The 23225-nt window shown below is 54.5% G+C and carries 19 protein-coding genes and 6 tRNA genes; 11 read left to right on the forward strand and 14 right to left on the reverse strand.

Translation table 11 applies throughout. The annotated features are described in order from the left end of the window. The first annotated feature begins 32 nt into the window (after positions 1-32). The gene (ligA, locus tag F3J28_RS01350; protein ID WP_166872002.1) at positions 33-2051 is read left to right on the forward strand and encodes an NAD-dependent DNA ligase LigA; all 2019 of its coding nucleotides are present in this window, start codon (positions 33-35) and stop codon (positions 2049-2051) included. Further along, positions 2052-2267, forward strand: coding sequence for a DUF3820 family protein (locus F3J28_RS01355; RefSeq protein ID WP_039295779.1), 216 nt, complete (start codon positions 2052-2054; stop codon positions 2265-2267). Here F3J28_RS01355 and F3J28_RS01360 read toward each other — a convergent pair. Further along, entirely contained in the window at positions 2264-3259 is a 996-nt protein-coding gene (locus F3J28_RS01360) for a bile acid:sodium symporter family protein (RefSeq protein ID WP_166872005.1), read from the reverse strand. The two genes, F3J28_RS01355 and F3J28_RS01360, sit on opposite strands and share 4 nt — an antisense overlap. Positions 3260-3349: 90 nt before the next feature. Between F3J28_RS01360 and F3J28_RS01365 the strand changes: the two genes are divergently transcribed. Then, positions 3350-4279 carry a LysR family transcriptional regulator gene (locus F3J28_RS01365; RefSeq protein ID WP_166872008.1) on the forward strand — a complete coding sequence of 310 codons (930 nt, stop codon included), beginning with the start codon at positions 3350-3352 and terminating at the stop codon, positions 4277-4279. Here F3J28_RS01365 and F3J28_RS01370 read toward each other — a convergent pair. The 5 genes from F3J28_RS01370 to F3J28_RS01390 form a co-directional block, all read right to left on the reverse strand. Then, positions 4276-4641, reverse strand: coding sequence for a FlxA-like family protein (locus tag F3J28_RS01370; protein ID WP_008459602.1), 366 nt, complete (start codon positions 4639-4641; stop codon positions 4276-4278). The genes F3J28_RS01365 and F3J28_RS01370 overlap by 4 nt on opposite strands. 128 nt (positions 4642-4769) lie before the next feature. Beyond that, positions 4770-4845 (reverse strand) — tRNA-Lys (locus F3J28_RS01375). Positions 4846-4847: 2 nt separating this feature from the next. Continuing rightward, positions 4848-4923: transfer RNA gene (locus tag F3J28_RS01380), tRNA-Val, on the reverse strand. Between the two features lie 33 nt (positions 4924-4956). Continuing rightward, positions 4957-5032: transfer RNA gene (locus tag F3J28_RS01385), tRNA-Val, on the reverse strand. Positions 5033-5075: 43 nt separating this feature from the next. After that, positions 5076-5151, reverse strand: a tRNA-Val gene (locus F3J28_RS01390). A 259-nt stretch (positions 5152-5410) separates the two neighbouring features. Between F3J28_RS01390 and gltX the strand changes: the two genes are divergently transcribed. Beyond that, complete coding sequence (gene gltX / locus F3J28_RS01395) at positions 5411-6826, forward strand: glutamate--tRNA ligase (protein ID WP_008459604.1); 1416 nt, start codon at positions 5411-5413, stop codon at positions 6824-6826. Between the two features lie 52 nt (positions 6827-6878). On the opposite strand, the gene F3J28_RS01400 is transcribed toward gltX, so the two are convergent. Together F3J28_RS01400 and F3J28_RS01405 are read right to left on the reverse strand one after the other, a co-directional pair. Then, a complete protein-coding gene (locus tag F3J28_RS01400; protein WP_008459606.1) occupies positions 6879-7235 on the reverse strand; it encodes a YfeC-like transcriptional regulator in 357 nt (118 codons plus the stop codon). Positions 7236-7282: 47 nt separating this feature from the next. Continuing rightward, a complete protein-coding gene (locus F3J28_RS01405) occupies positions 7283-7639 on the reverse strand; it encodes a YfeC-like transcriptional regulator (protein WP_166872011.1) in 357 nt (118 codons plus the stop codon). Between the two features lie 230 nt (positions 7640-7869). On the opposite strand from F3J28_RS01405, the gene F3J28_RS01410 reads away from it, so the two are divergent. The 4 genes from F3J28_RS01410 to F3J28_RS01425 all read left to right on the forward strand — a co-directional run bounded on the left by F3J28_RS01410 (position 7870) and on the right by F3J28_RS01425 (position 12160). Further along, a tRNA-Ala gene (locus F3J28_RS01410) sits at positions 7870-7945 on the forward strand. Between the two features lie 46 nt (positions 7946-7991). Continuing rightward, a tRNA-Ala gene (locus F3J28_RS01415) sits at positions 7992-8067 on the forward strand. A gap of 248 nt (positions 8068-8315) precedes the next feature. After that, positions 8316-10484: an EAL domain-containing protein gene (locus F3J28_RS01420; RefSeq protein WP_502706862.1), complete on the forward strand. Its 2169-nt coding sequence runs from the start codon at positions 8316-8318 to the stop codon at positions 10482-10484. Between the two features lie 32 nt (positions 10485-10516). Next, positions 10517-12160 carry a diguanylate cyclase gene (locus F3J28_RS01425; RefSeq protein WP_166872017.1) on the forward strand — a complete coding sequence of 548 codons (1644 nt, stop codon included), beginning with the start codon at positions 10517-10519 and terminating at the stop codon, positions 12158-12160. Positions 12161-12201: 41 nt separating this feature from the next. Here the strand turns inward: F3J28_RS01425 and F3J28_RS01430 are convergent, their stop codons facing one another. Then, the gene (locus tag F3J28_RS01430; protein WP_008459614.1) at positions 12202-13389 is read right to left on the reverse strand and encodes a NupC/NupG family nucleoside CNT transporter; all 1188 of its coding nucleotides are present in this window, start codon (positions 13387-13389) and stop codon (positions 12202-12204) included. A gap of 345 nt (positions 13390-13734) precedes the next feature. On the opposite strand from F3J28_RS01430, the gene F3J28_RS01435 reads away from it, so the two are divergent. Beyond that, on the forward strand, positions 13735-14991 hold the full coding sequence (locus tag F3J28_RS01435; protein WP_353620572.1) for an Nramp family divalent metal transporter: 1257 nt from the start codon (positions 13735-13737) through the stop codon (positions 14989-14991). A gap of 48 nt (positions 14992-15039) precedes the next feature. On the opposite strand, the gene F3J28_RS01440 is transcribed toward F3J28_RS01435, so the two are convergent. Together F3J28_RS01440 and mgrA are read right to left on the reverse strand one after the other, a co-directional pair. Beyond that, positions 15040-15360, reverse strand: coding sequence for a DUF2502 domain-containing protein (locus F3J28_RS01440; protein WP_008459618.1), 321 nt, complete (start codon positions 15358-15360; stop codon positions 15040-15042). Positions 15361-15514: 154 nt separating this feature from the next. Beyond that, positions 15515-16504, reverse strand: coding sequence for an L-glyceraldehyde 3-phosphate reductase (gene mgrA, locus F3J28_RS01445; RefSeq protein ID WP_166872023.1), 990 nt, complete (start codon positions 16502-16504; stop codon positions 15515-15517). A gap of 169 nt (positions 16505-16673) precedes the next feature. Here mgrA and F3J28_RS01450 point away from each other — a divergent pair, with 169 nt between their 5' ends. Continuing rightward, positions 16674-18335: an alpha-keto acid decarboxylase family protein gene (locus F3J28_RS01450; protein ID WP_166872026.1), complete on the forward strand. Its 1662-nt coding sequence runs from the start codon at positions 16674-16676 to the stop codon at positions 18333-18335. On the opposite strand, the gene F3J28_RS01455 is transcribed toward F3J28_RS01450, so the two are convergent. Beyond that, positions 18336-19568: an ion channel protein gene (locus tag F3J28_RS01455; protein ID WP_166872028.1), complete on the reverse strand. Its 1233-nt coding sequence runs from the start codon at positions 19566-19568 to the stop codon at positions 18336-18338. It lies immediately after the preceding gene. Positions 19569-19770: 202 nt separating this feature from the next. Here F3J28_RS01455 and glk point away from each other — a divergent pair, with 202 nt between their 5' ends. Continuing rightward, the gene (gene glk / locus F3J28_RS01460) at positions 19771-20736 is read left to right on the forward strand and encodes a glucokinase (RefSeq protein WP_008459625.1); all 966 of its coding nucleotides are present in this window, start codon (positions 19771-19773) and stop codon (positions 20734-20736) included. A 44-nt stretch (positions 20737-20780) separates the two neighbouring features. Here glk and F3J28_RS01465 read toward each other — a convergent pair whose 3' ends face one another. Together F3J28_RS01465 and F3J28_RS01470 are read right to left on the reverse strand one after the other, a co-directional pair. Continuing rightward, a complete protein-coding gene (locus tag F3J28_RS01465) occupies positions 20781-21512 on the reverse strand; it encodes a LytR/AlgR family response regulator transcription factor (RefSeq protein WP_039305288.1) in 732 nt (243 codons plus the stop codon). Next, positions 21509-23212, reverse strand: coding sequence for a LytS/YhcK type 5TM receptor domain-containing protein (locus F3J28_RS01470; protein WP_166872031.1), 1704 nt, complete (start codon positions 23210-23212; stop codon positions 21509-21511). The genes F3J28_RS01465 and F3J28_RS01470 overlap by 4 nt, the downstream gene beginning before the upstream one ends. Positions 23213-23225 lie beyond the last annotated feature (13 nt).

Consider the following 23225-nt stretch of genomic DNA (forward strand, 5'->3'; position numbering starts at 1 on the left):
TGTCGGGGGTTTTTTATCATTGATGGTGCGATATGGACTCAATCGAACAACAACTTAACCACCTGCGAACCACGCTTCGCCATCATGAATATCTGTACCATGTGCAGGATAATCCCGAAATTCCCGATGCGGAATACGACAGGCTGATGCGCGAACTCCGTGCGCTTGAAGAAGCGCATCCGGAATTGATTACCCAGGATTCACCGACCCAGCGAGTCGGTGCTGCGCCGCTGAGCGAGTTCACCCAGGTACGCCATGAAGTGCCGATGCTGTCCCTCGATAACGTTTTCGATGAAGCAAGCTACCTGGCGTTCAACAAACGCGTGCTGGACAGGCTGAAAAGCAGCGATGCTCTGACGTTTTGCTGTGAACTAAAACTGGATGGTCTGGCGGTAAGCCTGCTGTATGAAGACGGTGTTCTTGTGCGGGCCGCGACACGCGGTGACGGCACAACCGGTGAAAATATCACGTCTAACGTCCGAACCATTCGTGCGATACCGCTTAAACTCCACGGAGACAATATTCCTCGTCGCCTTGAGGTGCGTGGAGAAGTTTTCTTGCCGCAGGCAGGATTCGAAAAAATCAACGAAGAAGCTCGCCGTACTGGCGGGAAAGTGTTTGCCAACCCTCGCAATGCGGCGGCAGGCTCGCTGCGCCAGTTAGATCCGCGCATTACCGCTAAACGCCCGCTGACCTTCTTCTGCTACGGTGTTGGGCTGCTCGAAGGCGGTGAGCTGCCAGCCAGCCACATGGCGCGTTTGCAACAGTTTAAGGCCTGGGGACTGCCGGTCAGCGACCGCATCCGTCTGTGCAGCACCCCGGAAGAAGTGCTGGCGTTTTATCATCAGGTAGAGGCCGATCGCCCAACGCTGGGCTTTGATATTGACGGCGTGGTTATCAAAGTTGACTCGCTTGCGCTGCAGGAAACGCTGGGCTTTGTGGCGAGAGCGCCGCGCTGGGCCGTTGCGTTTAAGTTTCCGGCGCAGGAACAGATGACCACCGTGCGAGACGTGGAGTTCCAGGTAGGGCGTACCGGCGCAATTACGCCCGTCGCTCGCCTGGAGCCGGTGCAGGTTGCCGGAGTGCTGGTGAGCAACGCGACGTTGCACAATGCCGATGAAATAGAGCGTCTTGGCCTGCGCATTGGTGACAGAGTTGTGATCCGTCGCGCCGGGGATGTTATCCCGCAGGTTGTTGGCGTGGTGGAGTCTGAACGCCCGGAAGATACCCAGGAAATTATCTTTCCTGCGCAGTGTCCGGTTTGCGGTTCAGACGTTGAGCGTGTGGAAGGCGAAGCCGTGGCCCGCTGTACCGGGGGCCTGATCTGCGGCGCCCAACGCAAAGAGGCGCTGAAGCACTTTGTGTCCCGCCGTGCGATGGACGTTGACGGTATGGGCGACAAAATCATCGATCAACTGGTGGAGAAAGAGTACGTTCACACGCCAGCCGATCTGTTCAAGCTGACGGCGGGTAAGCTTACCGGACTGGATCGCATGGGGCCTAAATCGGCACAAAACGTTGTGGATGCGCTGGAAAAAGCCAAAGAGACAACTTTTGCTCGCTTCCTGTATGCCTTAGGTATTCGTGAAGTCGGAGAAGCCACCGCCGCAGGGCTGGCCGCGCACTTCGGCACGCTGGATGCGCTTATCTCGGCCAGCATTGAGGAGCTGCAAAAAGTGCCGGATGTCGGCATTGTTGTGGCGACGCATACCTTTAACTTCTTTGCCGAAGAGAGCAACCGGGATGTTATCCGTCAGCTTACCGAAGAGGCCGGGGTTCACTGGCCTGCGCCAGTGGTCGTCAAAGCGGAAGAGATCGACAGCCCGTTTGCCGGGAAAACCGTGGTGCTCACCGGCTCGCTGAGCATTCTTTCCCGTGACGAAGCCAAAGACCGGCTGACCGCGCTCGGTGCAAAAGTGGCCGGAAGCGTGTCGAAAAAAACCGATCTTGTCATAGCCGGGGAAGCGGCCGGCTCCAAGCTTGTCAAGGCGCAGGAGCTGGGCATTCAGGTTATTGACGAAGCGGAAATGATTCGTTTGCTGGGTGACTAAATGGACAAAGAACAGCTTATTGAGATAGCCAACACGGCCATGCCCTTTGGTAAATACAAAGGCCGGATGCTGATTGATTTACCGGAAGAGTATTTGCTGTGGTTTTCCCGCAAAGGGGAATTCCCCGCGGGCCATCTCGGTGAGCTGATGGCCCTGACGCTGCTGATTAAAGTGGAAGGGCTGGACAACCTGGTCCGGCCCCTCAAGCGGCACTAGGTTCTGATGGCTGCGGCCTGTGTTTCACCGGCTGCAGCCGCTTTTCTTTGGTAACGCCGGGCCATACCGGCGCATATCATCAGCTGGATCTGATGGAAGATCATCAGTGGCAGCACCATCATTCCCACGGCAGCAACCGGAAATAGAATATTAGCCATCGGGATCCCGTTGGCCAGGCTCTTTTTCGATCCGCAGAAAACAATCGTAATTTCATCCGCCTTGCTAAAGCCAAAGCGCCTCGCCACAAAGATATTTACCGCTATCACAATGGCCAGCAGCACGAGGCTGGAAGCCACGATAAACAGCAGTGAACCCGCGCCAACCTTATGCCAGATGCCGTGCGTCACGGCTTCACTAAAGGCGGAATAGACCACCAGAAGAATCGAAGTCTGGTCAGTTTTGCCGATCCATTTCTTGTTTTTTGCCACCCAGGCACCAATCCAGGGCCGCATCAGATGCCCGGCCACGAACGGCACCAGGAGTTGTAGCATAATGCTGCCCACCTGATGCAGGCTGCCGCTTGCACCCTGAACGTGCATCACCAGGCCAACCAGCAATGGCGAAAGAAAAATGCCCAGCAGGCTTGATGCCGAGGCTGAACAAATAGCCGCCGCGACGTTGCCCCCGGCAATAGAGGTAAAAGCGATGGCCGATTGTACCGTGGCGGGCAAAATACAAAGATAAAGGAACCCGCTGTAAAGTTCGGGGCTGACATTGACCGGTTTCCACCAGCTAAACAACACGGCAAGCACCGGGAACAGGACGAATGTGCTGCACATCACCCACAGATGAAGCCGCCAGTGGCTGCCGCCGGAGATCACCGCCTCGCGAGACAGTTTGGCGCCATGCATAAAGAACAATAAGGCGATGGCGGCGGTGGTCAGCCCCTCGAAGAAACCGACAAAACTGCCTTGTGCCGGGAAGAAAGAGGCCAGCAGGACGGTACAAACCAGCGTTAACGTAAAGGGGTCGACAATGCGGAGCAATTTCATAGCCATTCCTCAAAGGTGAAGGGCGCTATTGTGTTTCTGCTAATTTCAGAAATAAAATTGATTTATTAAATGCATTGATGAAGAAAATAGATGAATTATTCCCTGCGTCAGCTTCGCGTGTTCGTGGCCGTAGCCCATGCCGGCAGTTTCAGTCGGGCAGGGGAGAGTATTGGTCTTAGCCAGTCAGCCGTAAGCCACAGCCTGAAGGAGCTGGAAGCCGAGCTGGGCGTGAAGCTGCTTGACCGTACTACCAGGGAAGTGGTGCTTACGCCTGCGGGAGAGTTGCTGGCTCCTCGCCTTGAGCGGCTGCTGGAAGAGCTGACCACAACGTTACTGGATGCTCGCGTGGTTGGGCATCAGCTTAGCGGTACGGTTCGCGTGGCCGCCAGCCAGACGCTATCCGCGCACCTGATGCCGCAATCTATCGCTGTCAGTGCGGAGGCTTATCCGAATATTCGATTTATGCTGCATGATGCTTCCCAGCAGTGGGTTTTGCAGAGTATCCGCCAGGGCGAAGTTGATTTTGGCGTAGTAATCGATCCGGTTCAGGCTAGCGATCTGGAGTGTGAAACGGTGTTGGCTGAGCCTTTTCTGCTGCTGTGCCGCAGCGATCATCCATTTGCTAAAGTGGAACAGGTTGACTGGCAGGCGCTACAGGGGCAAAAGCTGGTGCTGCAAGATTATGCCTCGGGCAGCCGCCCGTTGATTGATGAGGCTTTTGTCCGGCAGGGGATCGAGGTGAACGTTGTTCAGCAGATTGGGCACCCAGCAACGCTGTACCCGATGGTAGAAGCTGGGATTGGTTTAAGCGTGTTGCCCGCGTTGGCGCTGCCTTTGCCACAAGGGAGACCGCTGGTGGTGAAGCGGTTAACGCCGGTCATAAACCGACAGCTGATGCTGGTCAGGCGAAAGAATCGATCGCTTTCCCGTGCGGCGGAAGCTATCTGGCAGGAGGTGCGGGAACAGGCCAGGCTGTTAACCCTGGCCCGGATTGGCGACCCGCTATTTATGGACGACTAGATATAAATATCAATCTGGTGATCGTCGGAAGGTTTGTTCACGCCTGTGGCCTTGATCTGCTGCTGTTCCTGCTTCTGCTGGGCTTCTTCAGCCTGCTTGCGCTGAAGCTGCGCCAGCTGGGCCTGCAGCATTTTAATCTCGGTCTGAAGTAACTCGACCTGTTTCTTTTTCTCTTCCGCTGGACGATCCGGCGTGCTGGAGACTTCTCTCAGTTTCTCCGTCAGCTGGGTAATTTTTTTGCTTATTTGGGCAATCTGTGAGGCTGTGCTGTTATCAGTGCCGCCGGAGGCAGAAGAGGACCCGGTAGCTGTGCCGGTGGTCAGCTGAGAGCCCTGAAGAGCATTACTGGATATTGTAGTCATCATAACTCCTTTGATGGAATGGTAAGGGAGTTATCGGCCTGGCGGCGAGGAAGTTGATAATTTTTTGACGATGGGATTTTCAGATACCGCAGATAGCAAAAAGGCGCCTTTAGGGCGCCTTTCTACATTGGTGGGTCGTGCAGGATTCGAACCTGCGACCAATTGATTAAAAGTCAACTGCTCTACCAACTGAGCTAACGACCCGATGGTGGGTGATGACGGGCTCGAACCGCCGACCCCCTCCGTGTAAAGGAGGTGCTCTACCAACTGAGCTAATCACCCAAACTTCGGTACTGCTAATTTCGTAAGAGGAGATGGTGGGTGATGACGGGCTCGAACCGCCGACCCCCTCCGTGTAAAGGAGATGCTCTACCAACTGAGCTAATCACCCATCTCTAAATCTCTTACTTCACATTCCGGGTCACTCTAAAGAGTGGTGGGTGATGACGGGCTCGAACCGCCGACCCCCTCCGTGTAAAGGAGATGCTCTACCAACTGAGCTAATCACCCCCGGTTTGTGGAGTCGCATTATAGGGACAGTTGAAAATGAGTCAACGCATTTTCTAAAGTTTTTATTCGTTCGTCTTAAAATTAAACGATGCGATCAAGAAACAGGCATTGGCGTTTGATTTATCATCAAATTCTCTGCTTTACCGCTATCTACAGGCATCAACATTGAGGAATTAGCGCACAGTGATAGAATGTTGCCTGTTAATTTTCCCTGGCAATTGCCGCTTTGCCGGCAAATATGTGTAACTAAGGCCGTTTAATGAAAATCAAAACTCGCTTTGCGCCAAGCCCAACAGGCTATCTGCACGTTGGCGGTGCCCGTACTGCTCTCTACTCCTGGCTGTTTGCTCGTCATAACAAAGGCGAGTTCGTGCTGCGTATAGAAGACACCGACCTCGAGCGTTCAACTCCGGAAGCCATCGAAGCGATTATGGACGGGATGAACTGGCTGAGCCTGCAGTGGGATGAGGGCCCGTACTATCAGACCAAGCGTTTTGATCGATACAACCAGGCCATCGACGAAATGCTGGCTGCGGGCACGGCGTATAAGTGCTATTGCTCTAAAGAGCGCCTTGAGGCATTGCGTGAAGAGCAAATGGCCAATAACGAGAAACCTCGTTATGACGGTCGCTGCCGCCATAGCCATGAGCACCATGCTGATGACGAACCGTGCGTTGTGCGTTTTGCCAACCCTCAGGAAGGTTCCGTCATCTTTGATGATCAGATCCGTGGCCCGATCGAATTCAGTAACCAGGAACTGGACGATCTGATCATTCGCCGTACCGATGGCTCCCCAACTTATAACTTCTGCGTAGTGGTGGACGACTGGGATATGGAGATCACCCACGTGATCCGTGGTGAAGACCATATCAACAACACGCCGCGCCAGATCAACATCCTGAAGGCGCTGAACGCGCCGGTTCCGCTTTATGCCCACGTTTCTATGATCAACGGCGACGACGGTAAAAAGCTGTCTAAACGTCACGGGGCGGTGAGTGTGATGCAGTACCGCGACGACGGCTACCTGCCGGAAGCGCTGCTCAATTATCTGGTGCGTCTGGGCTGGTCCCACGGTGACCAGGAAATCTTCTCCCGCGAAGAGATGATTGAGATGTTCAGCCTGAACGCGGTAAGCAAGTCTGCCAGCGCCTTCAATACTGAAAAGCTGCAGTGGCTGAACCACCATTACATCAATACGCTGGAGCCAGAGTACGTGGCAACGCACCTGCAATGGCACATCGAGCAGGAAAATATTGATACCCGTAACGGCCCGCAGCTGTCTGAGCTGGTGAAACTGCTGGGCGAACGCTGTAAAACCCTGAAAGAGATGGCGCAGACCTGCCGCTACTTCTACGAAGATTTCAGCGAGTTTGATGCCGATGCGGCGAAGAAACACCTGCGTCCGGTAGCGCGTCAGCCGCTGGAAGTGGTGCGTGACAAGCTGGCAGCGCTGAGCGACTGGACTGCAGAAAACGTTCATCACGCTATACAGGCTACTGCTGATGAGCTGGAAGTTGGGATGGGGAAAGTGGGGATGCCACTGCGTGTCGCCGTGACCGGGGCTGGTCAGTCTCCTGGCCTTGATGTTACGGTGCATGCCATTGGCAAACAGCGCTCCGTGGCGCGCATTAATAAAGCGCTCGATTTCATCAGCGAGCGTGAAGCTCAGCAGTAAACATCGCAAATGTAGATGCAAAAAGCCGGTGCTCAGTCACCGGCTTTTTTATTTACTTATTCTTTTGAATTCCGAGTCGCTTGAGCAGACCTTCGCTGCCTTCACTCTCAAGGATCTCGGTCATTTTATGCTGTTCTTCTTCGGATAAGGTACGCAGGGTGTTGAGCATCAGCTGTTCCAGCGGCGTTCGAAGGACGCTATAAGATGCCACTCTCTCACTCATTTTGCTGGTGTTGGAGAGAAACGTTTTCACCGGCTCGGAGATATAAACAAATCTTGCTTTACCACCCGGTACGCCTCGTTTCTTACTGGTTTCCCAGTTATGTTTCAGTACCCATTTATTAATTGTCTGGCGGGTGTAACCCGTCATCTCCGCCAGTTCATCGGCGGTCATTTTTTCCTTGAACATCAGTAATCCTTTATTTTTCCTGACGCCGACAGACAATAGCCGGGCAATTATTCGCTATCGCTGATCCCCAACCGCGCAAGTAAACCGGCAATCCCGTCCCGCAGCAGCATGGCAGACATCTTTTTCTGTTCGCTGTCGGACATTTGCTGAACTGAGTTGAGCAGTAGATTTTCCAGGGAGGCGTCCGTTGTGCTGTAGCGGGCTGTATTTTCCGTCACTCGTCGGGTGCTATTGATAAATTCCCTGACCTGCTCATCTATATGGATAAGCCTCGCTTTTCCTCCCTGAACGCCGGGTTTAGGTGAGGTCTCCCAATTTTCTTTACGCACCCACTTATTGATGGTCTGGCGGCTGTAGCCGGTGATCACGGCCAGTTCTTCTGGTGTCATTCTTTCCTTGAGCACAGTGATTCCTTTTCATTGCGGCCGAAACGGCTTTATTAGTGGTTCATTTTATTGAACTGACTAACGCGAAACTGTGACAGAATTAACTACAACGGGATGATATGCAACCGAGAATTGCCGAAGGCGATGGCTTTTTAGGCGATTGATCGCGGAAGAACAAATTGCCGTTGACACGCTATGTGGGGTTTCATATTATGCCGCCCGTCAACACGACAAGGTCTTTACGGTTTGGGGCTATAGCTCAGCTGGGAGAGCGCTTGCATGGCATGCAAGAGGTCAGCGGTTCGATCCCGCTTAGCTCCACCAAATCTTCACCAGCAGATTTGGTACCGTAAAATCAGCACCTGTCAGTGGGGCTATAGCTCAGCTGGGAGAGCGCTTGCATGGCATGCAAGAGGTCAGCGGTTCGATCCCGCTTAGCTCCACCAAAATTTGAACCCTCGCTTCGGCGGGGGTTTTTGCTTTTCAGACTCCAGCACACCTGCTTTTGGCTACCCTCGGTAAAAAAACCTCAACTTATGTCCGCTTGTTCTATTATTTCTGCTGTAGGGTAAGTTCTGCTTTTGTGCAGGCCTGAAACTTGATTCGCTCAATAAATAAACGTAACCTTGCCAGCGAAAAACCCTTTTTAAGCAATCACATAAAATTAACACCAGGGCCTATGATTATTTACAAGATGATAAAAAAAATAGCGGTTGCCCTGGCGCTGTGTTTACTTCTCATTCCCTTTTCTCGTTATATTTCACCGACAACCGTTGTTGATGGACATAAAACCTACCTCGCCTATCTGCCCCTCAGCTTTATAATGGCAATGATTATTATTTATGGCCGGTCTGCGATTATTCCGCTCACGCTAGGGTCGCTGGTTATTTACAGCTGGCTGCTTGATTTAGCCGTTGTGCCGCTGGTTGCTTTTATTTTCTGTCTGCTATTCCCCTTATTGATTGCCAGTTTAATTACCCGCCGCTACGTGGGCCATCGCTGGCGTTTTGGGTTGCCCAATAGAGGCATGGGGCAGCGTATTTTTTGGCTTGGTTTTGTCGCCCCGTTTACCATCAAACTGCTGATGTACCTCACAGGCAATCTGATTGAGTACCCACCTGAACTGGCGCCATTCTTTGGTGGCGGTTCCGTTATCTACATGATTGTTGATGTGCTGAACCTTGTCGTGGCCTCGCTCATCTTTACAACGCTTTTCTATTACCCGCTGCGTATGCTGTTGAACCCGCATTTTGCGGTCGGTTTCTGGCGGCGCTGTGTCCGGCACTACAGGCAGGATAAAAACCGTTTCTATACGCCGATTTGGCTGGTTGTCTGGATGGTGTATTTGCTGCTGATGTGTTCGCCGTGGCATAGCGAACTGATTGCCGGCTATCTGGTTCCGCTGGTCTTTGTGCTGCTTACCCTGGGGATCCGTCGCCTTGGAGCGAGGCCTGTTTCTCTGTTGTGGGGGATTTCGGCATGGGTATTATTGACTTACAACACGGGTTTTTTGCAGGGCGTAAATACGCAATATGCTCTTTCCTTTATTCTGTCAGTCTTTATCTCCTTTACCGTGTGTCTGTTGTATATGGCCACTTCATACCATAAAAATGAATGGATGAAGCGTGTTTATCATCTCCAGGCGCAGACCGATCCATTAACGCAATTACCAAATTTACGCGCGCTTGAAGAACATATTCAGACCTGGCCAACCGGTGCACTTTGCTGCCTGAGAATGGCGAACTTTGAGTTTCTTAGCCGACATTACGGCATGATGATGCGTGTTTACTGCAAGAAAACCATTGCCAGAGAATTACAACCCTGGCTGCTGGAAGGGGAAAAAATATTTCAGCTGCCGGGCAGTGAGCTGCTTCTGTTTTTACGGGAAGGCGAAACAGAAGCCCGGCTTACCTATTTTGTTGAACACCTGAATAATAAGAAAATCCCCTGGCACAATGTTACCCTTGAAATTGAATATGGGGCCTCCTGGGGCATTGTGGATTCACCGAAAGAGCTGCAGCGCATGCTTGGGCAATTAAGCTATCTGGCTGAAAAAGCCAGCGACACGCAGCGCGTACTTGGCCTTGATGCCAGGCTGCAGGCAGTCTCCGGGCAAACAACCGAGCGGGTGCTGCTGCTGCAAAAGATTAAGCAGGCAATAGACGAAGAAGCCTTTCAGCTCTACGCGCAGCCCATTGTCGACTGCGAAGGGAAGGGCTATCACGAAATCCTCAGCCGCCTGGTGATTGATGGGCAACACATCACCCCGGATAAATTTATTCCGATTGTTGCCGAATTTAACCTCAGCACCCGTTTTGACATGATGGTGATGAAGATGCTGCTGACCTGGCTTGCAAAGCACCCTGGCAACGTGCAGCAGACGCGCTTTTCGGTCAATCTGATGCCGCTCACGCTAATGCAAAAAGAGATTGCCCAGCAGATTATTGCCCTGTTTGACGTTTACAAGGTGCCGACCAGCGCGGTCGTCATTGAAGTGACGGAAGAGCAGGCATTTTCAAACTCAGAAACCTCTAACCAAAATATTGCCCTGCTGCGTGAGAAAGGTTTTAAGATTGCTATTGATGACTTTGGAACAGGCTACGCTAACTATGAGCGCCTGAAGAAGCTGCAGGCGGATATCATTAAGATAGATGGTTGCTTTGTCCGCGATATCACCGGCGATGTGATGGATAAGCTTATCGTGAAGTCCATTTGCGAACTGGCGGCGGCCAGAGAGCTCAGCGTCGTCGCAGAGTATGTCGAAACGGAAGAGCAGCGCGACATCCTGCTGCAGCTTGGCGTCCAATACCTGCAGGGGTATCTGGTGGGGAGACCCGAGCCTTTGCAGCAGCTTAAGCACTGACGCTCTCCTTTGCACCCTAAAAAGGAATCACCGTGAGCACGTCGCTGATTAGCCATATTCGTCTGCCGATGGTAAAAACACTGCGCATCACCCATGTGTGCTTTCTGTCGCTCTTTTTGCTGATCACCTTTCTTTTCTGGCAGCAGGGGGAGCTGTTCAATCACGGCTATCGCACCAGCCAACTTAGCCACCTCGAAAGCGTGATCGCCAGGCTTGAAAGCAAATCTGAATATCAGATGGATAACCTGCGTTATCTCCGCCGCATGTTCATTGAAACGCTGAATGAGCCGCAGTTCACGCCGATCTCGCAGCTGGCTTCCCGGGCCAGCAATAAAGAGATGCTGTCGCCGCTGCATATCCAAAGCCTGCCGATCCCCGACAGCGTTCAGCCTTTTAAAAACAAGCCGAAAGAGGAAAGGGAAAAACTTACGCAGCGGGAATATCAGGCCCTGCGCGACATTCAGGATCTCTTTCCGCTGGCAGGCGGGAGCAACCGTCTCTCGTCCAGCATTTACTACATGTCGCGCTCCGGGGCATTTATTGCGTCGCTCTCCCCTGATGTGAACAAACTGCTTATCGAAAGTGCTAACCCGCTGGCGATGCAGGGATCGTTTGTGCTTGGTTCTCCGCTGTTGAACCCGCGCCGCGATCCGTTCTGGACCCGGCAAAATATCGCAGATACCGGCAAAACGCTGATTAATGGCTCTCTTCCGGTGGACTTTGACGATCGGTGGATTGGGCTGTTTGGTATCGCGGTCACCACCGAAACGCTTCGGCTGTTTCTCTCCAGCGCTTTGCCAGAGGACACGCAAAGCGCCTATCTGCTTTTTGATGAGCAGATGAACCCGCTGACTCGCCCCGTTGGCTCGCAGAATGGCTATCGCCTCAGCGAGAAGCAGCGACAGGCAATTCTTGAAAAGTTGGTCGATGAATCCCGGGGCACCTTACGTTTTGGCTATGCTTATGCCACTTTCGGCCATGTCACGGGGACGGGGGCAATCCTTGTCAGCGTCCAGACCATCCGGCAGGGGCTACACGAGGACTTTGGGCGTTTTAGCGTGCTGCTGGTAGTGATGTGGCTGACGGTGATTCTCATTCTGTTTGGTTCACACCGCATGATTTGCCGGCTGATTCGCAACATGGGCCATTTGCAGCAGGAAATGCACAGGCATGCGCTGCACGATGATCTGACCGGCGTTCTAAATCGCCGTGGCTTCTTTGAAACTACCGGGCGTATCAGCCCGCAGTACGTGGATTACTCCCTGATTCAGCTGGATCTCGATCATTTCAAAAAAGTGAATGACCGCTTCGGGCATCAGGTTGGCGACCGGGTGCTTATTCACGCCACGCGCTGCATCCAGCAGGCGATCCGCACCCAGGACATTGTCGGGCGTATCGGCGGCGAAGAGTTTTGTATCTACCTGCCTGATACCGATCTGCATGCGGCGATTGCCGTGGCGCAGCGGGTGCGCAAAATGCTGGTGAACACGCCGCTCAGGCTGGAGGACGAGTCTGAACTGCTGGTGACGGCCTCGCTGGGTGTGGCTTCCCATGAAGAAGCCCCAGACGGTGACCTGGAAGACATCCAGAGTCAGGCGGATATTCGCCTGTATAGGGCGAAACAGCAGGGGAGAAACAGAGTGTGTTGGGGCGGCGAGGCTGAATCGCAGGCATAAAAAAAGCCGGTGACCAGCACCGGCTTTTTAATACGCAAAAATTAGATAACCAGCGCGGCGATAGATGCCGACAGGATACTCACCAGCGTAGAGCCGTAAACCAGCTTCAGGCCGAAGCGGGAAACCACGTTGCCTTGCTCTTCGTTCAGGCCTTTAATGGCCCCGGCGATAATACCGATAGAAGAGAAGTTAGCGAAGGAGACCAGGAACACGGACAGGATGCCTTCGGCGCGTGGTGACAGGCTGCCGGCAATCTTCTGCAGATCCATCATCGCAACGAATTCGTTAGACACCAGTTTAGTCGCCATGATACTGCCGACCTGCAGCGCTTCTGCGGACGGCACGCCCATCACCCAGGCAACCGGGTAGAAGATATAGCCCAGAATGCCCTGGAAGGAGATACCCAGCACGGCAGCGAACAGCGCATTCAGGCCAGAAATCAGGGCGATGAAGCCGATCAGCATGGCGGCAACGATAATCGCCACTTTGAAACCTGCCAGAATGTACTCGCCGAGCATTTCGAAGAAGCTTTGACCTTCATGCAGGTTAGTCATCTGCAGATTTTCTTCTTTCTCATCCACGCGGTACGGATTGATCAGCGACAACACGATAAAGGTACTGAACATGTTCAGCACCAGTGCGGCAACCACGTATTTTGGCTGCAGCATCGTCATGTACGCACCTACGATTGACATGGACACGGTAGACATAGCGGTCGCCGCCATGGTGTACATGCGGTTGCGCGACATCTTGCCGAGAATATCCTTATAGGCGATGAAGTTTTCTGACTGTCCCAGAATCAGCGAGCTTACGGCGTTAAAGGATTCCAGCTTACCCATACCGTTGACTTTAGAAAGCACGGTACCGATAGCGCGGATAACAATAGGCAGAATGCGAATGTGCTGCAGAATACCGATCAGCGCAGAAATGAACACGATAGGGCACAGCACCTTCAGGAAGAAGAAAGCCAGGCCTTCATCGTTCATTTTGCCGAAGACAAAGTTTGTCCCTTCGTTAGCGAAACCGAGCAGTTTCTCGAACATTTCGGAGAAACCTTTTACGAAGCCCAGGCCGACGTCGGAGGTCAGGAAGAACCAGGCCAGTAACACTTCGATCACCAACAGCTGAATGACAAAGCGAATACGAATTTGCTTGCGGTTAGGGCTAACCAGCAAAGCCAGCAGCGCGACCACAGCAAGCGCTAAAACAAAGTGCAAAACGCGGGACATATTTGCTCCAAATATGAGGCAGGTTTAATTTCGTTGCACATTCTATGTAACAAGCAATAAGAAAACGAGATCAATTCCACACTATAGTGATGAGCTGTGACGGAACGCAAAAATAGTGATCCACCATACATTTCTGCTATGTTAAGTAAAGAAGCTAAAAGTTACGTTAAGATGGCTCATCGGCAGTTTACACGTTGGCCAAATGTTAATCCGTTAACCGGCATCCAGATTCACTATCTCACGCCTCCTGCACATCGTTTTCAGCTATCAGAGAAATCAATTTCCCCGCACTAAATGAACTTGATAACCATTCTCATTTTGATAGCATAAAACATAGCAAAGGCTATATCTCAGAGGCAGAAGATGACAAGCAGTCGCATTGACAGCAATACCGGACGCACCGCGCGTAAGCTGCGGCTGGCGTTGATGGGGCCAGCGTTTATCGCCGCTATCGGCTACATCGACCCCGGTAACTTCGCGACCAATATCCAGGCCGGGGCGAGTTATGGCTATCAACTGCTGTGGGTGGTGGTGTGGGCAAACCTGATGGCGGCGCTGATTCAGGTACTCTCAGCCAAGCTGGGGATCGCCACCGGCAAGAACCTCGCCGAGCAAATCCGCGATCATTACCCGCGCCCGCTGGTGTGGATTTACTGGGTTCAGGCGGAAATTATCGCCATGGCGACGGACCTCGCGGAGTTTATCGGGGCGGCCATTGGCTTCAAGCTGATTCTGGGCGTCTCTTTGCTCCAGGGAGCGGTGCTCACCGGGATAGCCACTTTCCTGATTCTGATGCTGCAAAGCCGTGGGCAAAAGCCGCTGGAAAAAGTTATCGGCGGGCTGCTGCTGTTTGTGGCGGCGGCCTACATCGTTGAGCTTATTTTTTCCCAGCCGAAGGTAGCTGAGCTGGGCAAAGGGATGCTGATCCCAAGTCTGCCGACGTCCGAGGCGGTCTACCTTGCCGCTGGCGTTCTGGGCGCGACAATCATGCCGCACGTGATTTACCTGCACTCTTCTCTGACTCAGCACCTGCATGCGGGCAACCGGTCAGAACGCTATTCCGCCACTAAATGGGACGTGGCGATAGCGATGACGATTGCCGGCTTCGTCAACCTGGCGATGATGGCCACCGCCGCAGCGGCGTTTCACTTCACCGGTCATACCGGCGTTGCCGAGCTGGAAGATGCCTATAAAACGCTGGAACCGCTGTTGAGCCATGCCGCAGCCACGATTTTCGGGCTTAGCCTGGTGGCGGCCGGTTTGTCATCCACGGTGGTGGGCACGCTTGCCGGGCAGGTGGTGATGCAGGGGTTTGTACGTTTTTATATTCCGCTGTGGGTTCGCCGGGCGATTACCATGGCGCCGTCCTTCGTGGTCATCATGATGGGGCTCGACCCAACGCGTATTCTGGTCATGAGCCAGGTGCTGTTGAGCTTCGGGATTGCGCTGGCGCTGGTGCCGCTGCTGGTGTTTACCAGCGATAAAAAGCTGATGGGTGATTTGGTTAACGTGCGCTGGGTTAAGCTGGTTGGCTGGGCGATAGTCGCGGTGGTGGTGGCGCTCAACCTGTGGTTGATTTTTAGTACGCTGTTTGGCAACTAATCTTGCCAAAGAAAGTGAGAAGGGCTGGATTATCCAGCCCTTTTTTATTTAATGACGGTGTCCGTGACCTCTGCCGCGATGGTCGTCGCGGTCGTTCCAGCCTTCGCGATAGCCGCGTTCATAGCTATTTCGTCCGCGGTCCCAGCCTCGATCCCAGCCACGGTGGCGATGCCAGCCGCGATCGCGCCATTCATAATTGCGGTGCCAATAATCACGGTCGCGCCATCTGCCGCCGTCCCAGTAATTACCGCGATAATCTTGATCGCCAATCTGTAATTTCACCGACGGCAGCAGGGTGATTTCACCCGCGTTTGCGACCATCGGCGCCGCGGCCAGTAAGGCAAGGGCAAGCATTAGTGACCTGAACATACTTTCTCTCCCTGGTTCTCAGAGCCGTGTTGCGGCTTGTTAACACAATCTTACAAACCGACAACCGGGCTGATGAATTACACAATTCCTAAATCATCGGCCATCGCACTTTTTGCACAAGTCCTGGCGTGAACCCGGAGGGAAAGTTAAACGTTTACACTAAGATCGCCTCGATTTCTGCTCGTTCCTGTTCGCTGAAATGGCGCTGGCTTAGCATGCCCACGGCGTCCTCTATCTGGCTGGTTTTACTCGCGCCAATAAGCACCGAAGTCACTTTTTCATCGCGGAGTACCCAGGCCAGCGCCATCTGCGACAGCTTTTGCCCGCGTTTCTCCGCCAGTGCGTTGAGCTGCCGTACTTTTGCCAGCTTCTCTGCCGTAATCTGATCGGGGTTCAGGAAACGGCTGCCGCTGGCAGCGCGTGAATCCGCAGGGATGCCGCTCAGATAGCGGTCGGTTAGCTGGCCCCCGGCAAGCGGGGAAAAAGCGATGCTGCCTACGCCTTTTTCCTGCAGCAGATCCAGCAGGCTACCTTCAACCCAGCGCTCAAACAGGGAATAACGCGGCTGGTGGATCAGGCAAGGCGTACCGAGATCGTTCAGGATATCAATGGCTTTCTCCGCCCGATCGGCCGGGTAGTTTGAGATCCCGACATACAGCGCTTTGCCCTGGCGCACCACATGGTCGAGGGCGCGCATGGTCTCTTCCAGCGGCGTGTCAGGATCCGGGCGGTGATGATAAAAGATATCGACATACTCCAGCCCCGTGCGCTTCAGACTCTGGTCGAGACTTGAAATCAGATATTTGCGTGAACCCCAGTCGCCGTAAGGCCCGTCCCACATGGTGTAACCCGCTTTAGTGGAGATAATCAGCTCGTCGCGCCAGGCCTGAAAATCTTCCCGCAAAATGCGCCCAAAGTTGGCTTCCGCTGACCCAGGCGGTGGCCCGTAATTATTGGCAAGGTCAAAATGGGTAATGCCCAGATCGAAAGCCTTTCTCAGCAGCTGGCGGCTGGTTTCCAGCAGCGTTTCATCGCCAAAATTGTGCCAAAGGCCAAGAGAGATGGCGGGCAGTTTCAGGCCGCTGCGGCCGCAGCGACGGTACTCCATAGACGAATAGCGTTCAGGGTTGGGCTGCCAGTTCATTATTGTCATCCTTACAGGTAACAGAGAAATCAGTGTATACGTTTTCACAGCCCAGAATACGCCGTATTTCACTGTAAATTCCACGTGCCATCCCTTAAATCGGATATATTCTCGACACCGATCCCGGTTACTTAATACTCACAGCAAGCCCTCATAGAAGGAAAATCCTATGCGCTACAGTGTGGCAGACTATCTTGTTGACCGGCTCAACGAAGGCGGGATCGAGCACCTCTTCGGCGTCCCCGGTGACTACAACCTTGTTTTCCTGGATCACGTGATTGCGCATCCGAGGCTTGCCTGGGTGGGCTGCGCCAACGAACTGAACGCAGCCTACGCCGCCGACGGGTATGCCCGCTGCAAAGGCGCGGCGGCGCTGCTGACCACGTTTGGCGTGGGCGAACTGAGCGCGCTGAATGGCGTAGCGGGCAGCTATGCCGAACATCTTCCTGTCATTCATATTGTTGGCGCGCCGAATAGCCGCGCCCAGCAGCGCGGTGAACTGCTTCATCACACATTAGGCGACGGGGATTTCCGCCATTTCCTGCGTATTGCCGAAGAAGTTTCCGTGGCACAGGCTTCGCTCACCCCCGCCAATGCCTGCAGCGAAATTGATCGCGTAATTCTTGAAGCGCTCAAGCAGCAGCGCCCCGGTTACCTGTTATTGCCGAGTGATGTGGCGGAGGCGCCAGCAACGCGGCCTTCAAAACGACTAATGGCTCCTGAAACGGTGGCTGAACCGGCAACGCTGGAAGCGTTTCGTCATTGTGCGCAGGCAAAAATTGCCGAAAGTCGAAGCGTAGCGCTGCTGGCCGATTTTCTAGCCCTGCGTTATGGGCAGCAAAAAACGCTCCAGCAGTGGATGGTGAGCACGCCCATCCCCCACGCTTCGCTGCTGATGGGGAAAGGGTTGTTTGATGAAAGCCAGCCTGGTTTTCTGGGTACCTACAGCGGGGCGGCCAGCCCGCCGCAGGTGAAGCAGGGGATTGAGAGCGCGGAGCTGGTTATCTGCGTGGGCGTGAAGTTTACCGATACCATCACCGCCGGTTTCAGCCAGAAGCTAAGTCAGCAGCAGACAATTGAGGTTCAGCCGGAGGCGGTGCGGGTAGGCGAGCGCTGGTTTAGCGGGATCTCGATGGCGCAGGCCATCGCCATTTTGCAGCCGATGTGTGCTCAACAGGCTGCGTCCTGGCCGGAGGCCACGCAAAGGCCACCGCAGCTTCCCGTTTGCGACACCGACCGACTGGACCAGCACGCTTTCTGGCAAACCCTGCAGGACGCCTTACAGCCCGGCGATATCATTCTGGCCGACCAGGGCACGGCGGCCTTTGGTGCCGCGGCCTTAACGCTGCCCGCAGGTGTGACCTTTATCGTCCAGCCGCTGTGGGGATCGATTGGTTTTACGCTGCCTGCGGCATTTGGCGCGCAAACCGCATGGCCGAACAGGCGTGTGCTTCTGCTGATAGGCGACGGCTCCGCCCAACTGACTATTCAGGAACTGGGTAGCATGCAGCGTGACGGCCAGAAGCCGGTGGTCATGGTGCTGAATAACGATGGCTACACGGTTGAGCGCGCGATCCATGGCCCTGAACAGCGCTACAACGATATCGCCGCGTGGGACTGGACCCGCCTGCCGCAGGCAATGAACGTGGATAGCCTGGCCGAATGCTGGCGCGTCACCGAAACATCACAGCTTGCTGCCGTGCTGGAAAAACTGGCCAGCCCGGAGAGGCTGGCGCTGGTGGAAGTGGTGCTGCCTAAGCAGGACATTCCCGAGCTGCTCAGAGCCGTCACCACCTCGCTGGGTAAACGCAACTCGGAAATGGAACATTAATTAGCGGTTTGGCCGCCCGGCCATCATCAGCGGTTTACCCGCCAGCAGGAGCCAGGCGGGTAACATCACGATGCACAGCAAGGGCAGGAGTTTGACGTCCGGTACCACGGCCATCGCCATAAACAGGCTCAGCCAACCGTCGCGCGTGACCACCAGCACCATGCCAAGGACGGCGCAGGAGAGGGTAATCGCGGCAGGGACCGCCTCAACGTGCTGGTGCAGCATCATGCCTAACGCCACGCCCACAAACACTGCCGGGAAAATACGCCCGCCCCGAAAACCGCTGGCGGCCGCAATAATCAACGCGGCCAGCTTCACCACGGCAAACAGCAGCAGCGACGACACCGAGAAGTCGGCTATAGCCAGCTGCCGCATTTCATCCAGGCCTTTAAACATTGTCACCTCACCGCCGATTACCCCCAGCAGGCCTAGCAAAAAACCGCCTGCACCGAGTATAAGCACCGGATGTTTGAGCTGGTGCATCAGGCGGTGCAGCCTTGGCAGACACCAGACGCCCACCATGCCCATCGCAATGGCGATAGCCGCGACAACCGCCCCGCTGAACAGGTCTTCAATGTGCATTTCGGGATAGCTGGCAACAGGCAGTGCAAAGTGCGGCTGAAAGAAAATGCTGGTGGTGAGCGCCCCGGCGGATGCGGCCATCAATGGCGCGAACAGTCTGTCCCACAGCGGGACTTCATTATTTCCGCCCAGGGTTTGCGAAAAGATCAGCGCCGCGGCCACCGGCGTGCCGAATAAAGCGCCGACGGTGCCCGCAGCGGCGAGAATAGTCCAGTCAAGCGGGCTGACCTTCGGCAAAACGCGGGCGCCAAGCGCCACCGCGAGCGCAATATTCACCGCCATAATCGGGTGCTCCGGCCCCAGGCTCACGCCGCCGGCAAGGCCAATCACCAGCGCCATCACCAGGCCAGGAATAGCCATCGTTGGCACGGGCGCCCCGATAAGCGGTTCGGTCGCGGGATCGGGCCCACCGTGGCCAGGTAAATAGCGGATAACGAGCCCAACCGCGACGCCGGTCAGGGTCAAAATAAGCAGTATCCAAAACGGGGACTGGGGATCGTACCCGTGCGCCGCTGGCAGTGTGGCCCACAGATATTCCTGCAGCGCAGCGGCAACCTTCATAACGACAATTAATACCAGGCTGGATAAGACGCCGATAATCAGAGCCGGAATGGAAAGTACCAGCATTGTTCTGGCTCGCGGATGGAGCATAGTCAATCCTTACAATAGGAAGTCGCACGGCGCAAAAACGGAAAGTCTTAAGCCGCATTGCAAATAGAGCTGAAACGGTAAAGCCAGAATGTGACCTGGTTCAACAATCGCGCCGCACCTGGATGATGGTCGTTGTTGTTTCGGCTGGCTAATTTTACAGTGTTGCCAGAACTTATTCTGACTTTAGCGGAGCTGTTTGAGAATGACAAAATATGCTTTGGTGGGAGATGTCGGCGGCACCAATGCACGTCTGGCGCTATGCGATTTGAACACGGGTGATATTTCACAGGCAAAGACTTACTCCGGCCTTGATTTTCCAAGCCTGGAAGCGGTGATTCAGCACTACCTCAAAGAACATAATATCAGCGTGCAGTCAGGTTGCGTGGCGATTGCCTGCCCGATAAACGGGGACTGGGTGGAAATGACCAACCACACCTGGGCGTTTTCCACCGCCGAAATGAAGCAAAACCTGGGCTTCGATCATCTGGAAATTATCAACGACTTTACCGGCGTTTCCATGGCCATCCCGGCGCTGAAAAAAGAGCATCTGATTCAGTTCGGCGGTGGCGAGCCTGTGGCTGGCAAACCGGTGGTGGTGTACGGTGCGGGCACCGGACTGGGCGTTTCTCACCTGGTGCACGTCGACAAACGCTGGATCAGCCTGCCGGGCGAGGGCGGCCACTCAGATTTCGCGGCGAACAGCGAAGAAGAGGGCATTATCCTGGAGCAGCTGCGCAATGAACTTGGGCACGTCTCCAACGAGCGCATTCTCTCCGGGCCAGGTCTGCTGAATCTCTACCGCGCCATCGTTAAGGCCGATGGCCGTGAGCCGGAAAACTACCAGCCGAAGGACATCACCGAGAAAGCCGTGGACGATACCTGCACCGACTGTCGCCGCGCGCTGTCGCTGTTCTGCGTGATCCTGGGGCGTTTCGGCGGCAACCTGGCGCTGAACATGAGTACGTTTGGCGGCGTGTATATCGCCGGCGGTATCGTGCCGCGCTTCCTGGAGTTCTTTAAGGCTTCGGGCTTCCGCGGCGGGTTTGAAGACAAAGGCCGCTTCAAAGCGTTCGTGAAGGATATTCCCGTTTATCTCATCGTGCACGATCAGCCTGGGCTGCTGGGCGCCGGGGCACACCTGCGTCAGACGCTGGGCCACGTCCTGTAATACCGCGCGGGCGCACTGCGATTGCGCCCGCCAGTTTCCCTTCTCTACAGGCGCATCAGCTGCCGGAACTCTTTCACCTTACTGCGGCTCACCGGCACCTGAAAATCGAGATCTCGCAGGCGCAGAATATAGGTATTGTTAAACCACGGCTCTATTTCACGGATTTTGCTCAGGTTCACCACATAAGAGCGGTGGCAGCGGAAGAAATGGCTCTCCGGCAGGCGGCTGCAGAATTCGGTGATGTTCATCGGCATGACGTAAGACTCACGGCGCGTATAGACGAAGGTCATCTTCTCGTGAGCTTCCGCGTAGTAAATATCGTTGATGTCGGTAACGATAATTCGCTCGTCTTTGATCAGGTTAATCGTCGTGGCGTCGCGGTTTTCATGGCTGGCGGCAGGCTGAGAGGTTTGCTGCTGATAAGCCGCCTCGAGTTTTTGCAGCATGCCAATAATGCGTGACTCCTGATACGGCTTCAGAATGTAGTCAAACGCTTCCAGCTCAAAAGCTTCCACCGCATGCTCTTTCCAGGCGGTAATAAACACGATGAATGGCCTGTGGGCAAATTTGCTGATGTTCTGCGCCAGCAGCACGCCGTCCAGCGACGGAATATTGATGTCGAGGAAAATGGCGTCCACTTCATGGTGCTGCAAATACTTCAGCACATCCATACCATCGTCGAAAGAGGCGACAATCTCCATTTCGCTGTGGTTTTTGATGAGCCAGCTCAGCTCCTGCTGCGCCAGAAACTCATCCTCTACGATAATGACCTTCATGCTTCTCTCCCTTCCAGTGGGCGCGGCGCGGCGGTGGGGACATAGCGCGGCACGTAAAAGGCGATTTCGGTCCCCGGCTCCAGGCGGCGGATGATCAGCCCTTCGCCGTAGAGCAACTGCACTCGGTGATGCACGTTCAGCAGCCCAATTTTATTCCCCGGCATTTCGTTATTCTCCACGCGCTCGACCACTTTAGGATCGATCCCGTGGCCGGTATCGCGCACGGCAATGCGCACCCGGTTGCCGCTCTCTTCAATGCTTATCGTCACCACACCCTTACCTTTACAGGGCTGAATGCCATGCACAATGGCATTTTCCACCAGAGGCTGGATAAGCAGGCTGGGAATGCGGCAGTTGACCTCTTCATCAATGTTATAAATCACCGTCAGCTTGTCGCCAAAGCGCGCCTGCTCAATGGCAATGTAATCCTTGATTTGATACAGCTCCTTGCGGATATCAATCTGCTCGTCGTCGTTCAGCTCGATGTTATAGCGCAGGTAGCGTGACAGGTTGACGATAAGCTGGCGGGCAGTGTCCGGGTTCATACGGATTGAGGAGGATATCGCATTCAGCGCATTGAACAGGAAATGCGGGTTTATCTTGCTTTGCAGCGCCCGGAGTTCGGCTTTGTTGGCCATTTCGCGCAGCTGCTCCGCGCGGGAAACCTCAAGCTGGGTAGAAATAATCTGCGACAGGCCAACCGCCATTTCCTGCAGCGTGGAGGTGATCTGGTGGGCATGGCGGTAATAGATTTTCAGGGTGCCGGTCACCACGCCTTTTTCCCACAGCGGGATGATGATTAAGGAGTGAATTTCCGGCGTTCGCCAGGCTTCGTCATCGTTGCGAATGATGATGCGCCCCTCTTTCAGTGCCTGACGGGTGCGCGGGCTGAAAGCCTGGTCGTTCTCGTGATAGTTATTTTCCCCCAGCCCGACGTAGGCCAGCACTTTTTCGGTATCGGTAATGGCCACCGCATCCGCATCGATATCGTGGCGAATAATCTGGCAAACCTGGCGTAGCGACTCGCTGTTAACCTTGCGAAACAGTGGCAGCGTTTTGTTGGCGATATCCAGCGCCAGCTTGGCCTGTCGGGCGGCGCTGGCCTCTTTCTCGCCCTCGACGCTTTGCACCAGCAGGATAATAAAGCCGATTGACACCGAGCCGAGGATCATCGGCACGCCGATTTTGGACACGATATCAAGGCCGAGCGCGGTGCTTGGCGCCCAGAGCACCACCAGAATCATGGTCATCGTTTCACAGATCATGCCGCCGATGATACCGACCCGCCAGTGCTTCTCTTTCGGCACTTTGCGGTTGATCCAGCCGGACATTATCCCGGCCAGGATGCTGGTGATAAAGCAGGGGATAGCGGTGATGCCGCCGATATCAATCAGGTAGCGGTGTGTCCCGGCGATAAGCCCGGTAATAATCCCCACCCAGGGGCCAAACAGGATCCCACCGGACATCACCGCGATAATACGCACGTTGACCAGCGAGCCTTCAACCGGCACGCCTGACCAGGTACTGAACAACGCAAACATTGAGAAAATAGCGGTGACCGCCAGCAGCTCTTTAGGCGTATGGGCGCTTTTGTGCAGCAATTCGCGGAACAGACGAATTCGAATCAGGAAGAAAAGGCAAATAAGCATCAGCGCCGCGCGATCGAACACCGCCAGCAGCATAGTAAAAATTTCGTGCACGGGTCACTCGCGT

The sequence above is a fragment of the Enterobacter sp. Ap-1006 genome (assembly GCF_011752835.1).
In the GTDB taxonomy this organism is placed as follows: domain Bacteria; phylum Pseudomonadota; class Gammaproteobacteria; order Enterobacterales; family Enterobacteriaceae; genus Cedecea.

What these genes read in the sequence shown, in the direction of transcription:
- F3J28_RS01430 (WP_008459614.1), bottom strand. Translation starts at nt 13,389, where the DNA reads ATGTCCCGCGTTTTGCACTTTGTTTTAGCGCTTGCTGTGGTCGCGCTG.
- F3J28_RS01440 (WP_008459618.1), bottom strand. Translation starts at nt 15,360, where the DNA reads ATGTTCAGGTCACTAATGCTTGCCCTTGCCTTACTGGCCGCGGCGCCG.
- F3J28_RS01370 (WP_008459602.1), bottom strand. Translation starts at nt 4,641, where the DNA reads ATGACTACAATATCCAGTAATGCTCTTCAGGGCTCTCAGCTGACCACC.
- F3J28_RS01365 (WP_166872008.1), top strand. Translation starts at nt 3,350, where the DNA reads ATGAATTATTCCCTGCGTCAGCTTCGCGTGTTCGTGGCCGTAGCCCAT.
- mgrA (WP_166872023.1), bottom strand. Translation starts at nt 16,504, where the DNA reads ATGAACTGGCAGCCCAACCCTGAACGCTATTCGTCTATGGAGTACCGT.
- glk (WP_008459625.1), top strand. Translation starts at nt 19,771, where the DNA reads ATGACAAAATATGCTTTGGTGGGAGATGTCGGCGGCACCAATGCACGT.
- F3J28_RS01420 (WP_502706862.1), top strand. Translation starts at nt 8,316, where the DNA reads ATGATAAAAAAAATAGCGGTTGCCCTGGCGCTGTGTTTACTTCTCATT.
- F3J28_RS01355 (WP_039295779.1), top strand. Translation starts at nt 2,052, where the DNA reads ATGGACAAAGAACAGCTTATTGAGATAGCCAACACGGCCATGCCCTTT.
- F3J28_RS01400 (WP_008459606.1), bottom strand. Translation starts at nt 7,235, where the DNA reads ATGTTCAAGGAAAAAATGACCGCCGATGAACTGGCGGAGATGACGGGT.
- ligA (WP_166872002.1), top strand. Translation starts at nt 33, where the DNA reads ATGGACTCAATCGAACAACAACTTAACCACCTGCGAACCACGCTTCGC.
- F3J28_RS01455 (WP_166872028.1), bottom strand. Translation starts at nt 19,568, where the DNA reads ATGCTCCATCCGCGAGCCAGAACAATGCTGGTACTTTCCATTCCGGCT.
- F3J28_RS01360 (WP_166872005.1), bottom strand. Translation starts at nt 3,259, where the DNA reads ATGAAATTGCTCCGCATTGTCGACCCCTTTACGTTAACGCTGGTTTGT.
- F3J28_RS01465 (WP_039305288.1), bottom strand. Translation starts at nt 21,512, where the DNA reads ATGAAGGTCATTATCGTAGAGGATGAGTTTCTGGCGCAGCAGGAGCTG.
- gltX (WP_008459604.1), top strand. Translation starts at nt 5,411, where the DNA reads ATGAAAATCAAAACTCGCTTTGCGCCAAGCCCAACAGGCTATCTGCAC.
- F3J28_RS01450 (WP_166872026.1), top strand. Translation starts at nt 16,674, where the DNA reads ATGCGCTACAGTGTGGCAGACTATCTTGTTGACCGGCTCAACGAAGGC.